Here is a 13,486-nt window from a genome sequence, read left to right as displayed (position 1 = left end):
GCCTTTATTTTTTGGAAGTAATTTCTTCCTTATTATTTCTTGTTATTTTAATTCTGAGAAGTAAGCGACTTCGACGAAGCGCTCAAATTCACTGGCATTTTCTTCGCTTAGTTGGAATTCTTTTACCACCCCTGCAATCTTGATTTCCTCATTCGGCAAATGTCCAGCTTCCTTATCATGGGCCACTAAGATCTTGGTGCCCGCTGCGTCATACATTTCATATACGCTATACTTTTCCGTAATGGGAATCAGGGTGAAGGCATCGATAATGGCGATCTGCATAAATCCGGTGATATAGCCTTCCGATTGCAGGTGCTTTGGTGTACCGTGTAAAATGATACTTGCTCCCGATTTAAAGCCTTCCAGTCCTTCGAACACCTCAATGGATTCCGCTTTATATTTATTGTAATTCTCGAGCAATTTATCATCAAAACGGGCTTGAACTTCCTGTACTTCCCTTTCGTTCAGGTTGCTCAATGCCAACTGCAGGTATAGGATTCCCTTTTGCTTTTCGAGTCCGGCACCTGCAATCTTGGAAACTTCCGATTGCGAAATACTGTCGTCATCAGCTTTTGTGAAGATATGATAAAATTCGCCACCGTTGTCCAAGATATCGATGGCTTGACTTGCCGAGTTAAATGGTGTTATTTGTTCCATAGTATTTTTGTTGTCCTATAAAATTAACAAATAACAATCCAAAAGTTTTGGTATCGGGAAAGAATTAGATGGGTTTCGCCCAGTTTTCCTCAAAATACTTGATGTAGGCCATAAACATAGAGTCCGGATCTGCATTGGCTTCAACTAGTTTTTTCCATTCATCGAACTTTACCCGATCCTTGGTATTGAAATAACTTTGCGCCATGTTGATGGCCATCTCTGCGCGTTGGTCACGTTCGGTGGAGAGTTCAAAACCTTTGCGGTAGGCTTTCTCCGCTTCAGGCAGATTATTGAGGTGCTTTAGGGAGAAACCCAACTCACGGTAATACCAAAAGTTGCTCGGGTCATTTTCAATGGCTCGGTTAAGGACGATGACCGCTTTATAAAAGCTCTGTGTCGCATTATAGGCATAAGCCAATTCAAATTCCAATCCAGGATAATGCGGGTTTTCCTCATAGGCTTTCTGTAAAATCGGAAGTGCGTGGTGCGATGCTCCTGCCGCATTGTATGCGGATCCAATACCAACACGGGCCTCGATAAAATCCTGATTGACCTTATACGTAGCCAACCATTCCGGTTCAGCCGGCAATCCCAGTGATTTAACCTGCTCGGGCGTTAACACCAATACATCAAACGTATTGCGGTCCAACCGCACCTTGATGTTGCTGTCGTTCACCAAACGCGGTAATTTGCTGACCTTGGAACCCTGCATCTGTAAGGCCGATTCATAATTGTAGGTGAAGCCCGCTTGCGGATCGATATAGATGAAACCTAAAGAATACGACTGCTCCCCTTCCTTTTTATCGAATACCACCCATTTATCCACGGCATCATAGAACTTGGTGTTGAACCGGGTGTCCTGCTTTTGTGCAAATGTAAACTCACAGCAGAGGATAAAAATGGGTAAAAGGTATTTCATGATAAAAGAAAGCTATACGATCTTCCAAATTTAAAAAATATAAATCCATTGCCCTAGCTTTTCACTTTTCTTAACAGCCATAAAAAATGCCCTCGATATGGGATCGAAGGCATAGCACTTTTAAGGGTATTTATGAAGTTTTTAATTATCCCTATACGGCAAGTAGAATTCTCCGTCCGTAATTGTGATCGTCTTTCCTGATTCGTCGTTCAATGTGAACACGCCCTTGAACGTTCCGCGGATGGATTTATCACGCTGCAAATCGGTGATCACCATGGTCAGGTTTTCAGTTTCGTTCGCACCGTAACGCGTATAGCCATCCAACATGTAATAGGATTTCAAGCTGTAGGAGTTTGCATCGTCGCGATCGATACCACCACCACCGTTATAAGTGTAAGTACCGTTTTTAATGTCGCCACCGATATTCCATATTTCGATCACAAATCCTGGTGACATCTCACCCGGTTTCACATCCTTGAAATAGATCTCATCGGCACCCAATACGATATGTTCCAAGCGGCCATCATTGCCCCCGCCCTGGAAACTCGGCTGTTGTTTGAACTCCTTAAGCTCACCGTTGAACTTCGCTTTCATGAAATAATTGCCGCTATCCGACGGCCCACCCTCATCCTTGCTGCACGACGATAACACCATTGTAAAGCCAAGGACTAGGCATAGCGTAAATAATAGCTGTGTGATTTTTTGTTTTTGCATAATCTTTCGTTTGAAACAAAACTAGGGATTAAGGAGAGGCAAAACAGTACACGTTTTCAGGTAAAATAAAGTACCAGAATTGGGAAAAAGTAGCGGAATAAGGCGGTTTTTGAAGGAGCTGATTGTAGTCTGAAAATAATTAAGCTCATTTTCAGGGGTATATCAAATAAGTTTTGGAGAGCGTACAAAAATTTCTACTTTTGTCGCGGAGAGTTGGCAGAGTGGTCGAATGCGGCGGTCTTGAAAACCGTTAACTGTCACAGGTTCGGGGGTTCGAATCCCTCACTCTCCGCCAAATAAATCAAAGCCCGACTAAAGTCGGGTTTTGTTGTTTCTGAAGGATTTGCCAAACGTGTTTGAGCAAATCCTTCATAAACAACAAAACCGAGAGCGAAGCGATCGGCTTTGTTTCAATTGAAGCCACCCCCACTAAAGGGATGGTTCAAGCCCTGTGCGTGGGCCTCGAGCAACTGAACCAATCCCTTTGAAATCTAAATCCTAGACCACAGTATCAGCCTTATTAATCATTCCAATAAAAAAGTAACCAGCTTTGATTTAATTGAAGTCTCCCCTCAAAGCGAATCAAAACTGTTGAAAGTCAAGGGTAATACCGATGATGCCAATTCAATCAACAGCTTTTCATATGGTTATAAAATAATAATTGATTAGCTTCAAAAACTGTCGGTATTTTTGAATGCAAACCTTTCTACCATTTTGCTGAAATTGTTGGTATATTGGTACCTATAAGGATAATTTTTGCAACCATAAATTTGAACTATGAAAGAAAATGAAAAACAAAACGAGCGCATTGCGAAAATGATTTTTGCATCGGTTTATCCGCATTATGTAGCTAAAGTGGAGAGCAAAGGTAGAACGGTGGCAGAGCTGCATCAAGTAATAGAATGGCTCACCGGTTTTGATGAAAAAAAATTGCAGGAACTTATTGATGAAAAAGTGACATTTGAAACCTTTTTTGACAGAGCACAACTGCATCCTAATGCTGGACTGATAAAAGGGACAATTTGCGGTTATAAGATTGAAGAAATCGAAAACCCACTTACCAAAAAAGCAAGATACCTGGACAAGGTGATTGATGAACTTGCAAAAGGGAAAAAAATCGAAAAGATTTTAAGGTAGATAGCGCTATTGCTTTTAAAAAAGTAAAATACAATAAATAAACAATTATGAAATTAGGGGCATTTTCAATAAGTCTTGCTGTTAAAGACATTCATCAATCAAAAGAATTCTATGAGAAATTAGGATTTACATACAAAGGTGGAAACATCGATCAAAATTGGATAGTATTAAAAAACGAAAATGCCGTAATTGGTCTTTTTCAGGGAATGTTTGAAGGAAACATTATCACTTTTAATCCAGGCTGGGATGGAAATGCCCAAAACCTGGAGGAATTCGATGATGTACGCAACATCCAAAGTCATCTCAAAAGTCTAGGTATTAACCTCACAAGAGAAGCCAATGAAACAACTTCGGGTCCTGAATATATTACCCTTACAGACCCGGATGGCAATAATATTTTGATTGACCAACATCGTTAATATTGATTGAGAAACGAGTAGGAAAATTCTATTTACCCTTCAAATAAAATTGAAGGGTTTTGTTTTTTATGGTGTGCGTGGATTGGAATGCTAAAGACGGGATCTCCAGCAATTTTAAAACTGTTTGCATGCCGTGAATCTTTAATATGTTTTAAACCTACACAAGGATCGCCGAGTTATTACCTTCGATTGTTTGCTTTATAAGCTTGATTTGAGGTCAGGTTTTAAAAAAATAAGAATAAATATCCATTTATCGACCATATTCAAATAAACCAACCAATCCTTTAAAAATCTCTCACAAATACCACTCTTCACTCCCTCTTCTGCTGAATCCTTATAATTCCCTGCAAATATGAAATATTTAAACAGATACTTTTGTTATCAGTTTAAAATCATTCTAAATAATTTAATCACATCATTATCCCTTAACCATGGAAATCAAAAAAGTGAACATTCAACAGAAATTAGACACGATTCAAGAATTTTGGTCCTTACGTGAAGTTGCTCAGATCAACAATCATGTTGTGGAAATCGCAAAGCTTAAAGGAGAGTATGAAATGCATGCGCATGATACTGGCGAGAAGATTTTCTATATCCTTTCAGGCGAACTCCAAATTCAATTCGACGAGGAAACCAGCGTCACTGTAGGTCAGGGGGAAATTGTCGTGATTCCTAATAACACTGTCCATAAGCCGATTGCTAAAGAGGAAACCCATATCTTACTGTTTGAGCCCAAATACAAATAAGCTCCCATTATCAAATTCTTTTACACGATAACCATATAAGTTTCTAGCGTGCATATGGTATTTACATGTATTAAAAAACAGCAAATAAGTTCTCAACTCCTACATTATTGGCTTCCCATCCTTGGTGTACTTTTAGTGAGCCTATCTTCCATTACCATTGGTGTGGAGGATTTTAAATTTTCCAGTATGCTGAACCATTCACCTAAGGAATTGGAAACCTTGTTGGTGAGTAGAGTTCCGCGGACAATAACCTTATTGCTTACTGGGGCGGGATTATCCATCTGTGGAGTAATTATTCAACAGATAACACAGAATAAATTCATCTCTCCTACGACCGCGGGGACTCTGGATGCTGCGAAATTGGGGATCCTATTCGCTTTGATCGTATTTCCTCAGCATTCATTTCTGGCGAAACTTTGTTTAGCCACGTTATGCTGCTTAGGATTAACCTGTCTATTTACCTTCTCCATTGCAAAAATTACGAAACACAGCACAGTAATTATTCCAGTCTTAGGAGTAATGTATGGATATGTCCTGAATGGAATAGCAAACGTAATTGGATTTCAATTCAATATCATCCAGAATATGGAGAGTTGGATGGTAGGAAACTTTGCCAAGAGTATTAAAGGACAATATGAAACGATCTACCTGATGGTACCCCTATTATTTCTATGTTACCGTTTTGCCCAGAAATTTACCATTGCCGGTCTTGGAAAAGATTTTACCAGTAATTTAGGATTGAATTTTACAAGCATAGTAACACTTGGCCTGCTACTTACATCAATTATGGTCAGTTGTACGATCTTAACGGTAGGCTCACTCCCATTCTTGGATCTGATTATTCCAAATTTAGTATCGGTTTTCTATGGCGACAACATCCATCGAAACCTTCCTTATATTGCTTGTTACGGCAGTATTGCTCTTGTCTTATGTGATATTATTGGGCGGACAATCATATTTCCGTATGAAATTCCCAGCAGCATGATCGTCGGTTCCCTTGGGGCATTAGCATTTTTAGTTCTGTTAACCCTAAAAAATCGATGAGAATCAAAAAGGCCATTTTATTTGCCCTAGTTACGATTTGCCTGCTTTTATTTATGTTTTATCATTTGGATATACAAAATCGTTTTATTGTTTCAGGTCGAATTGAGCGGTTGTTAGCGATTGTGCTAGTCAGTGTTACTGTGGGATATTCTACCATTGTATTTCAAACGCTATCTTCCAACAAGATATTAACGCCGTCATTGATGGGCTATGAACATCTGTATATTCTAGTCCAGGTCTTGGCGATATTGTTCTTGGGATCGAATAGTTTATTTTTTCAATCGAAGACGATAGGTTTTATTATATCCTGCCTAATCTTGCTTATCTATTCAATGGCCTTATATGGGTTTATTTTTCGAAAGCATCGAAAAAATATATATTATATTTTGCTCATAGGCCTAATCCTCGGTATATTTTTTAGCACGACCACGCAGTTTCTTCAGAATATTATTGACCCGAATTCCTTTGGTTATGTACAGTCTGCCATGTTCGCTACATTAAGCAAAACCAGTTTGAGCAACTTGGTCATTTCGATGCTGGTTACCTGTACTACCATTGTTTATCTGTTAAGGGATCTAAAGTATTTAAACGTACTTGTTTTAGGTAGGGAAAATGCATTTGGACTAGGTGTAGATTATGATTCGATTGCTCGCAGGCAATTGTTGGGTATATCGATACTGGTTTCTGTCTCTTCGGCTTTGGTGGGACCAATTACTTTTGTAGGAATCTTTGTTGCTGGCATGACCTACCGTTTAACAAATGTTGAAAACCATAGTTATAATATACCTTTCGCCATTGGAATTGCACTCATTTTACTTTGCTGTGCCCAATTCCTAATTGAACATCTTTTGAATTATAAATATAGCATGGCGATTATCGTGAATCTAATTGGAGCACTGTATTTTATTATGCTTATTCTGAAATTAACCCGAAAATAACATGATCAAAATTTCTGGCGTACGTAAAAGCTACGGCAAAAAAATAACATTAGAAAATATAAATCTCATGCTACCTAAAGGGAAGGTCATTGCATTAATTGGCCCAAATGGTGCTGGGAAATCAACCCTGCTATCTTTGATCGCTCGCCTTGAAAAGCCAGATTACGGAACAATTCATTTGGAAGGCCAAAACACAGCAAGCATTCCCTTACGGACCTTTTCAAAGAAATTATCGTTTCTGAAGCAACAAAACGTGTACGACCTCAAGTTGAGGGTTTCGGAGTTGATTGCATTTGGGCGATTTCCACACTCCGAAGGGAAAATTACGCAATTGGATCGCGATAAAATTGAAGAGGTAATTTCTCTATTTGATCTGAGCGATATCCGCAATTCGTTTATCGATCAAATTTCCGGTGGACAACGGCAAAGGGTATTTCTAGCTATGATCATTGCTCAAGATACCGATTACATCCTACTGGATGAACCGTTGAACAACCTGGACATGAAACACAGCCGCGCAATCATGGCCTTGCTATCACAATTAGCCCATGAATTCCATAAGACAATTATTACTGTCGTACATGACATCAATTTTGCAGCTAATTTTTCAGATTACTGCATTGCGATGAAAAATGGAGAGATTCATTATTTTGATGAGACTCGATTATTAATTAGGAAAGAAGTACTTGAAGCACTTTTTGATATGGAGTTTGAAGTAATAAGCAATGCTTCAACCCTTTTATGTAACTATTTCTACAAGACAACACCTTTAAAAATTATATCATGATTAATAAATCAATACTCTTAGGCCTAATTGTCTCGGCAAGTTGGGCAGCAACTTCCTGTAACCAAACTCCAAAGGAAACAGCAAACAGTGAAACTATTACATTACACACGTCCAAGGGTTCAGTAGATGCCCCCAAAAACCCGAAAAATGTTGTTGTTTTTGATATGGGCACCCTAGAAACATTCCAGGACCTAGGTCTCTCGGTTGCTGGGATTCCTAAGGATTTTGTGGCTACACAGGTCCATAAGTATAAGGTGGATGCAAATGTCAAAGATGCAGGATCCATAATTCAACCAAACTTGGAATTGGTGAGTTCTATACATCCGGATTTGATCATTATCTCTGATGTTATCGCGAGCGAGTATCACAAACTATCGCAGATTGCCCCAACTTTATTCCTGGGCACAAGCAAGGATGATTTTACTGGGTCCATAATCAAAAATTTAAAAACTATCGGTCAAGTGTATGGCATTAGTGAGCAAACTGACAAAAAATCTTTGGTTATTCAGCAGAAAATCAGTGATGCAAAAAAGAAAATCAAGGATAGCCCTAAAAAGTTAATGATATTGATGTATAATTCAGGTACACTGAGCTCCTTTGGAACGGAATCACGGTATGGATTTATTTTCAAAGACCTTGGCGCAAAACCCGCTTACAGAAACACAGAAAAAGCTATTCATGGTACTATTGTTTCAAATGAGCTAATTAGCAAGGTTAACCCAGATATTCTCTATATAATTGATCGGACCCTGATGATGGATGGGGTGGCCTTAAATCGTTCTGAAGTAGAAAATGTATTAATTCAGCGTACCAACGCTTATAAAACGAATAACATCCATTACCTCGATCCGAATGTTTGGTATATATCTGGTGGAGGAACTTACTCGGTAAATCGTATGATAGATGATATTTTATTGGGATATAAATAGCTAATAAAAACGCCAACTTCAGATTGAAGTTGGCGTTTTTATTTATTCATCGGCTTGTTACACTAATTTACTTTTTTCCCGTCAATTTTGCCAGGCCGTTCACCTGTCCCCCTTTGATCACATTAAATGCCGGACTGGCAGTCTTTCCATCTGCATTGATTTTATAATAACCATTATATTTGCTTGCAGGATTAACAACTCGGATAAAGACATCATTTTCGACCACCTCCAGGTTACCGGTTGAGTACCCGAAAGTTGTCAATGGATAACCTGTAATCTTGGTAGCTTTTTTATCTTGGCTATTAACAGCATATACTGAGTACATATTCTTGGTCAAATTACTATAGGACGGTAAGTCTAGAGGTTCTTCTGAAAGGTCAACATACAATGTGCCGTTCAATTCCTTTAAGCTCCACATCTGGCTCTTATCAGTTAACCCAAGATCCTTTCCGCTGAGGTACCAATCATTATCAAAATCAGTTTGTCCAGCTTTGATACGAAAGACACCAGACGGTTGAGGTTCGATAATATTTTGGGTATTGGAATCCCAACCTGTTGTTATAAAATAAAGGGAACCATCTTTGGCCTGTACGAAACCTGGATATTCAGAGGGAACAAAACCTTGATTCTTGACGAATTTATGAACTATAGATTTCTCAGGCTTCCCAGAAGCGATATCTACCACAGCCATGCTGTACTTTCTAGTATTATCATTATGGCCACTTCCCTTCTCCCGCGAATAAGTTAAGCTAACATACAACTTCCCTTCTTTGGCAGCAATCGTCTGTACACCTGCCCAAACATTGGTACTGATATTATCGCCTTTTTCAATAACGGGACTGAGGTCAATTTCTCCGGTACGTTGCATGGTTGTTGGATTAAATTTCTGGATTTTTGTCTTACCGCGGTCAGGGTCGCAATAAAACCCGGTAGTTGCATCGACTACCAAACTTTTTGCCGAACTTCCACACTTAATAAATCCTGTCTGTTCAATCTTTCCGGTATTACTTAAACTATATTGAACAACCCCACTTTCACCAGCTAAAGTCGCCCTATTAAAGATCCAGTTGCCATAATGTGTGAAACCACCATAATTGCGTGCCTGCAAGGAAAATCCACCAATATTATCTACAGTACCGGATGGGAGATCCTCGTACGCTGCATAATATCCAGCGGCTCCTGATCCAGTTTCGGCTGTTAAAATGACAAATTTACCATTCCCCCCTGGGTTAGTGGCAGGGCCAGGATTTATATCATCCTTAGTGCATGATGCTAAACCTAAAACCACAATACCATAAAAAAGGCTGTTCATTAATTTTCTTCGATTCATCTGTTATCTGTTTTTTAATATAAATTTTAATAAACTGTGTTCTCAATGGAATTTATTAACCATTGAAAAATTCAAAACATTCTTTCTAAAGAAAATTTAGTTTCCTAATTTTACACCTTATTAAGAATCATTTTAAATAACGAAACAAATATACTTGTGCGATTATACTTAAAATGCAGTATTGTATAAGTTATTTGCATTAGCATAAACATATGAGGATTGAATTAAAGGATGAAAAATACCAGGATTACCACGTAACCCTCGACTTAAATAAAGATTTTGCCCTTATCGGCAACGATTTACTTAATAAAAACGAACATTCCTTTGCGCGTCATGACATACATTTTGAGGAGAAATGCTTGCACATCGAGGGCATATATATTTATTTCTGCAGAAAAACATATCTTGAAGACAGAAATATAAAGGTCTCAAGTTCAGGACCATACATCCAAGTGCATTTTGAAGTGGACAATGGAACTACACATTACAAACCAAATTCAGCTTCAGAAATTGAAATTCTAACCGGCCCTGGGGAGTATACGTTTTTCCATGTACCAAGATTAGACGGCACGTTACACTTTCCAAAATCTGATAGGGCTATAAGCGTAGAAATTGAAATATCTGAAAAATGGTTAAAACAGTTTTTTGGTCCCGAATTGAATTTATTGGGCGAATTTGGAAAAAAAATAATTTCAAGGGAAATGGCCATATTTATGAATTCTAGTTTTCCTATTACGTCGGAGCTTTCGATCATTATACATAAGCTTTACCATACTCCAGTCGTTGGTCAAATTCAAAAAATATATCTAGAAAGCAAATTACTGGAACTTATAAGTTTGATAATACAGCAATCTGCATCAAACATAAAGCCTAGAAATAATAATTTCAGCAAATATGATCAGGCGAAAGTCCAAAAAGTACATGCTCTGATTTCTGATAACATCAGAATTTCCTATAGTATAGAACAACTAGCAGAATTTGGTGGAATGAATCGCACTAAGCTTCAAGCACTATTTCAGGCTATCTATGGAAAGACGATTCACGAGTATGTGATCGAAAGCCGGATGACACTAGCACTTTCGTTACTGACAAAAGAGGGCAAGCACCTTAAAATGCAAGAAATTGCCAATAGAGTCGGTTATAGCCATTATAATCATTTTTCTGTTGTTTTTAAGAAATTCTATGGTATCTCTCCTGGAAAAATATAAAATCCCCTTTTCTCCATAACAAAGTATAGCAAGAAATTTAGGTCTTCTACGCCATTTTAGTTCAAATTGGAGTGACCAAACCTATAATAGTGCTGATTCCGTATGAGTATATGTGATTTCCGTATATCCTAAGGTCTATTTTTGTCCATTATTTATAATTCGTCTAAATAAAGAACAATTAATAGTAGTAAATGAAATCAAATCGTACCATCAAAATCATTTGGCTAATGGTCATACTAGCATTTCCAATGTTAGTTTTAGCACAACATAATACATGGGTTATTTCTGGAAGGGTTATCTCAATGGACGAAACGCCCTTAGGCTCTGGTACCATAGAAATTAAAGGTGAAGGTTTAGCCTTGGTAATTGAGACCGATACTTCAGGTAATTTTCAAGCTGTAATTCCGAAAAAGCAAATCTTAAAGATTACTGTTCATCATATCGGCCATATCACCCAGCATTTTGAACTTAATATGGAATCTCAATCCCTTGAAGGAATTCTCATTAAATTAAAACAAGATGATTATGCTATTCAAGAGATCAACGTCTGGGGCAAATCTGAGACCCAAAAAGCAAAGGAGCAAATTGTAAAAGCACAAATCGTTGAAACAAAAGCTGGACAACAACAATCTTCGACCCTTGTCGAGATGATGAATCGATCCGCCGGAGTTCGAATCCGCCAATCTGGGGGAATGGGTTCCGATAACAATATCATGTTGAATGGCTTCCAAGGGAAGTCGATTAAAACATTTAAGGATGGTATTCCAACGGATTATCTTGGTGCATCCTTTAATCTATCCAATCTACCGATCAATATGTTGGAGCACGTGGAGGTTTATAAAGGTGTGCTCCCTACCCAACTTGGTGCAGATGCCCTCGGCGGTGCCATAAACCTTGTCTCAAAAAAGGCAACCGATCCTTTCTTAGCAACTTCCTACGAATTCGCTTCTTTTAATACCCATCGCGTTTCGCTAAATCTTTATCAAACAAATGAAAGGAATAAGATTTTTGGAGGAATTGATGCATTTTACAATTATTCTGACAACAACTATCATGTTACAGCGCAGGTCCCAAATCCAGAAACGGCCAATGTTGTGGCTGAGAAGATTCAGTTATTTCACAACAGATATAAACAATGGTATACCGAACTCTATGGTGGTTGGAAGGACGTGAGTTGGGCAGATGAGTTTCGATTGGGATTGACAAGCTATTACATTAACCGGCAAAATCAGTTTGCGTCGTTAATGGAAAGACCTTTTGGAGCCTCTTATTCCACGCAGAGAGCTACTGTAATCCCAACTTTGCGATATAAAAAGTCATGGCTGGAAGGAAAATTGGTTGTGGACCAATTCGCAGTTTTCAGTAGGATTAAAAACGTAGTAACCGATACTTTATCCGGTTCCTACGATTGGTATGGTCAATTTCACCCTGCCCCCGATGCAGGTAGCCGCGGGGAAGCTGGAATGCCAAGTTTGGCGACACTAAGGTATAGTAACCTAACAACACGAACAGGCATCAACTATACATTCAGTTCACGACATCAGATCGGATTGAATGTGGTCTTCAATGACTATAATCGAAGCGGCTCAGATCCTTTTGGCTCAGTGAGTTCAGGCGAGAATCCCATTGATCTGTTAAGTTTACCTGCAGACTACACCAAAGTTGTTGGTACCCTGGGGTTAACTTCGAACTTTTTCAACAACAAATTTCAAAACCTGGCACAGATTAAATATTTCAGGGCCCACGCACTAGGCCAAGAGATGAATATTTCCACCGGCAAACTCAAGGAAAATTTATCATCAACGAATAATTCCTCCTTTGGCTTTGCAGAAGCCATCAAATGGGAAATAAACCCAAGGTTATTCATGCGCCTTTCAACGGAGTGGGCAACCCGATTACCAGAGCAGAATGAAATAATGGGTGATGGTTCATATATTCTGTCAAATTTTGACCTCAAACCGGAACGAAGCGTGAATGGAAATCTCGGTGTGGGGTTCCATCCGCATTCCGATTTTGGTATTGAGGTCAACGGCTTTTACCGAATCACCAAAGACATGGTCTTGAATATACCCGTCAATCTAATATATTCACAAAGTTCCAATGTGGAACAGGTGCGTGGAATAGGATTGGAAACTGATGCCTTTATTAAGCCGTTTAAATGGCTTCATTTAAACGGTAACTTTACTTACCAAGATTTCAGGTTGTATAATGTGACAGAGCCTAGTATTTTATATTTGGAAAAAGCCAGGTTACGAAATGTACCTTACTTTTTCAGTAATTTGGGAGCAACCGTAAATTTTCAAAACACCATTACTTCTGGAGATCAGTTTCAGGCTTATTGGTTTTTTAGTTATGTCCATGAATATTACCTCAACTATATTCCTAAGGATACCGAACCGGATGGTTTCCTGGGATTATGGGGGAAAGCAAAAATCGACGCACCCAATATCATACCGAGACAAAGCCTTCACACTGTTGGGTTGGTATGGACACCTTTTCCTAAACGCCAATTGTCCTTCAATTTGGAATGTAAGAATCTAATGGATGCGGAGGTATTTGATAATTTCCGTATTCAGAATGCGGGGAGAAGCTTTCACATAAAAGTGAATTATGCCTTTCATAATTTTAGAAGATAAAATTTATATTGATTGATTTTTA

The 13,486-nt window shown here is 38.6% G+C and carries 13 protein-coding genes and 1 tRNA gene; 10 read left to right on the top strand and 4 right to left on the bottom strand.

Features of this window, described 5'->3' with window-relative positions:
- Positions 1–42: 42 nt before the first annotated feature.
- From G6N79_RS11910 to G6N79_RS11900, 3 genes are all read right to left on the bottom strand, one after another.
- Positions 43–657 (bottom strand): hypothetical protein, encoded by a 615-nt coding sequence (locus G6N79_RS11910; RefSeq protein WP_103906331.1) that lies wholly within the window; start codon positions 655–657, stop codon positions 43–45.
- A 64-nt stretch (positions 658–721) separates the two neighbouring features.
- Entirely contained in the window at positions 722–1,576 is an 855-nt protein-coding gene (locus G6N79_RS11905; RefSeq protein WP_103906332.1) for a tetratricopeptide repeat protein, read from the bottom strand.
- A 141-nt stretch (positions 1,577–1,717) separates the two neighbouring features.
- Positions 1,718–2,290, bottom strand: coding sequence for a hypothetical protein (locus tag G6N79_RS11900; RefSeq protein ID WP_146060619.1), 573 nt, complete (start codon positions 2,288–2,290; stop codon positions 1,718–1,720).
- 207 nt (positions 2,291–2,497) lie between these two features.
- Between G6N79_RS11900 and G6N79_RS11895 the strand changes: the two genes are divergently transcribed.
- From G6N79_RS11895 to G6N79_RS11860, 8 genes are all read left to right on the top strand, one after another.
- A tRNA-Ser gene (locus G6N79_RS11895) sits at positions 2,498–2,585 on the top strand.
- A gap of 482 nt (positions 2,586–3,067) precedes the next feature.
- Positions 3,068–3,427, top strand: coding sequence for a DUF2200 domain-containing protein (locus G6N79_RS11890; RefSeq protein ID WP_103906334.1), 360 nt, complete (start codon positions 3,068–3,070; stop codon positions 3,425–3,427).
- Positions 3,428–3,474: 47 nt separating this feature from the next.
- Positions 3,475–3,846, top strand: a complete 372-nt coding sequence (locus G6N79_RS11885; RefSeq protein ID WP_103906335.1) for a VOC family protein — start codon at positions 3,475–3,477, stop codon at positions 3,844–3,846.
- Between the two features lie 431 nt (positions 3,847–4,277).
- Complete coding sequence (locus G6N79_RS11880; protein ID WP_103906336.1) at positions 4,278–4,592, top strand: cupin domain-containing protein; 315 nt, start codon at positions 4,278–4,280, stop codon at positions 4,590–4,592.
- A gap of 54 nt (positions 4,593–4,646) precedes the next feature.
- Positions 4,647–5,636 carry an ABC transporter permease gene (locus G6N79_RS11875; protein ID WP_103906337.1) on the top strand — a complete coding sequence of 330 codons (990 nt, stop codon included), beginning with the start codon at positions 4,647–4,649 and terminating at the stop codon, positions 5,634–5,636.
- The gene (locus tag G6N79_RS11870) at positions 5,633–6,574 is read left to right on the top strand and encodes an iron chelate uptake ABC transporter family permease subunit (RefSeq protein ID WP_103906338.1); all 942 of its coding nucleotides are present in this window, start codon (positions 5,633–5,635) and stop codon (positions 6,572–6,574) included. The genes G6N79_RS11875 and G6N79_RS11870 overlap by 4 nt, the downstream gene beginning before the upstream one ends.
- Position 6,575: 1 nt before the next feature.
- Positions 6,576–7,361 carry an iron ABC transporter ATP-binding protein gene (locus tag G6N79_RS11865; protein ID WP_103906339.1) on the top strand — a complete coding sequence of 262 codons (786 nt, stop codon included), beginning with the start codon at positions 6,576–6,578 and terminating at the stop codon, positions 7,359–7,361.
- On the top strand, positions 7,358–8,290 hold the full coding sequence (locus G6N79_RS11860) for a siderophore ABC transporter substrate-binding protein (RefSeq protein WP_103906340.1): 933 nt from the start codon (positions 7,358–7,360) through the stop codon (positions 8,288–8,290). The genes G6N79_RS11865 and G6N79_RS11860 overlap by 4 nt, the downstream gene beginning before the upstream one ends.
- A gap of 67 nt (positions 8,291–8,357) precedes the next feature.
- Here G6N79_RS11860 and G6N79_RS11855 read toward each other — a convergent pair whose 3' ends face one another.
- A complete protein-coding gene (locus G6N79_RS11855) occupies positions 8,358–9,620 on the bottom strand; it encodes a DUF4374 domain-containing protein (protein ID WP_103906341.1) in 1,263 nt (420 codons plus the stop codon).
- A 212-nt stretch (positions 9,621–9,832) separates the two neighbouring features.
- On the opposite strand from G6N79_RS11855, the gene G6N79_RS11850 reads away from it, so the two are divergent.
- Together G6N79_RS11850 and G6N79_RS11845 are read left to right on the top strand one after the other, a co-directional pair.
- Entirely contained in the window at positions 9,833–10,828 is a 996-nt protein-coding gene (locus tag G6N79_RS11850; protein WP_103906342.1) for a helix-turn-helix transcriptional regulator, read from the top strand.
- Positions 10,829–11,055: 227 nt separating this feature from the next.
- A complete protein-coding gene (locus G6N79_RS11845) occupies positions 11,056–13,464 on the top strand; it encodes a TonB-dependent receptor (protein WP_164527212.1) in 2,409 nt (802 codons plus the stop codon).
- The last annotated feature ends 22 nt before the right edge of the window (positions 13,465–13,486 follow it).

The organism is Sphingobacterium lactis, assembly GCF_011046555.1.
Lineage (GTDB): Bacteria > Bacteroidota > Bacteroidia > Sphingobacteriales > Sphingobacteriaceae > Sphingobacterium > Sphingobacterium lactis.
Note: the sequence above shows the minus strand (reverse complement) of the source record. Positions and strands in the feature narration are given on the sequence as shown.

Coding starts and splice junctions, on each gene's coding strand:
- G6N79_RS11910 (WP_103906331.1), bottom strand. CDS start 657: ATGGAACAAATAACACCATTTAACTCGGCAAGTCAAGCCATCGATATC.
- G6N79_RS11905 (WP_103906332.1), bottom strand. CDS start 1,576: ATGAAATACCTTTTACCCATTTTTATCCTCTGCTGTGAGTTTACATTT.
- G6N79_RS11900 (WP_146060619.1), bottom strand. CDS start 2,290: ATGCAAAAACAAAAAATCACACAGCTATTATTTACGCTATGCCTAGTC.
- G6N79_RS11890 (WP_103906334.1), top strand. CDS start 3,068: ATGAAAGAAAATGAAAAACAAAACGAGCGCATTGCGAAAATGATTTTT.
- G6N79_RS11885 (WP_103906335.1), top strand. CDS start 3,475: ATGAAATTAGGGGCATTTTCAATAAGTCTTGCTGTTAAAGACATTCAT.
- G6N79_RS11880 (WP_103906336.1), top strand. CDS start 4,278: ATGGAAATCAAAAAAGTGAACATTCAACAGAAATTAGACACGATTCAA.
- G6N79_RS11875 (WP_103906337.1), top strand. CDS start 4,647: ATGGTATTTACATGTATTAAAAAACAGCAAATAAGTTCTCAACTCCTA.
- G6N79_RS11870 (WP_103906338.1), top strand. CDS start 5,633: ATGAGAATCAAAAAGGCCATTTTATTTGCCCTAGTTACGATTTGCCTG.
- G6N79_RS11865 (WP_103906339.1), top strand. CDS start 6,576: ATGATCAAAATTTCTGGCGTACGTAAAAGCTACGGCAAAAAAATAACA.
- G6N79_RS11860 (WP_103906340.1), top strand. CDS start 7,358: ATGATTAATAAATCAATACTCTTAGGCCTAATTGTCTCGGCAAGTTGG.
- G6N79_RS11855 (WP_103906341.1), bottom strand. CDS start 9,620: ATGAATCGAAGAAAATTAATGAACAGCCTTTTTTATGGTATTGTGGTT.
- G6N79_RS11850 (WP_103906342.1), top strand. CDS start 9,833: ATGAGGATTGAATTAAAGGATGAAAAATACCAGGATTACCACGTAACC.
- G6N79_RS11845 (WP_164527212.1), top strand. CDS start 11,056: ATGGTCATACTAGCATTTCCAATGTTAGTTTTAGCACAACATAATACA.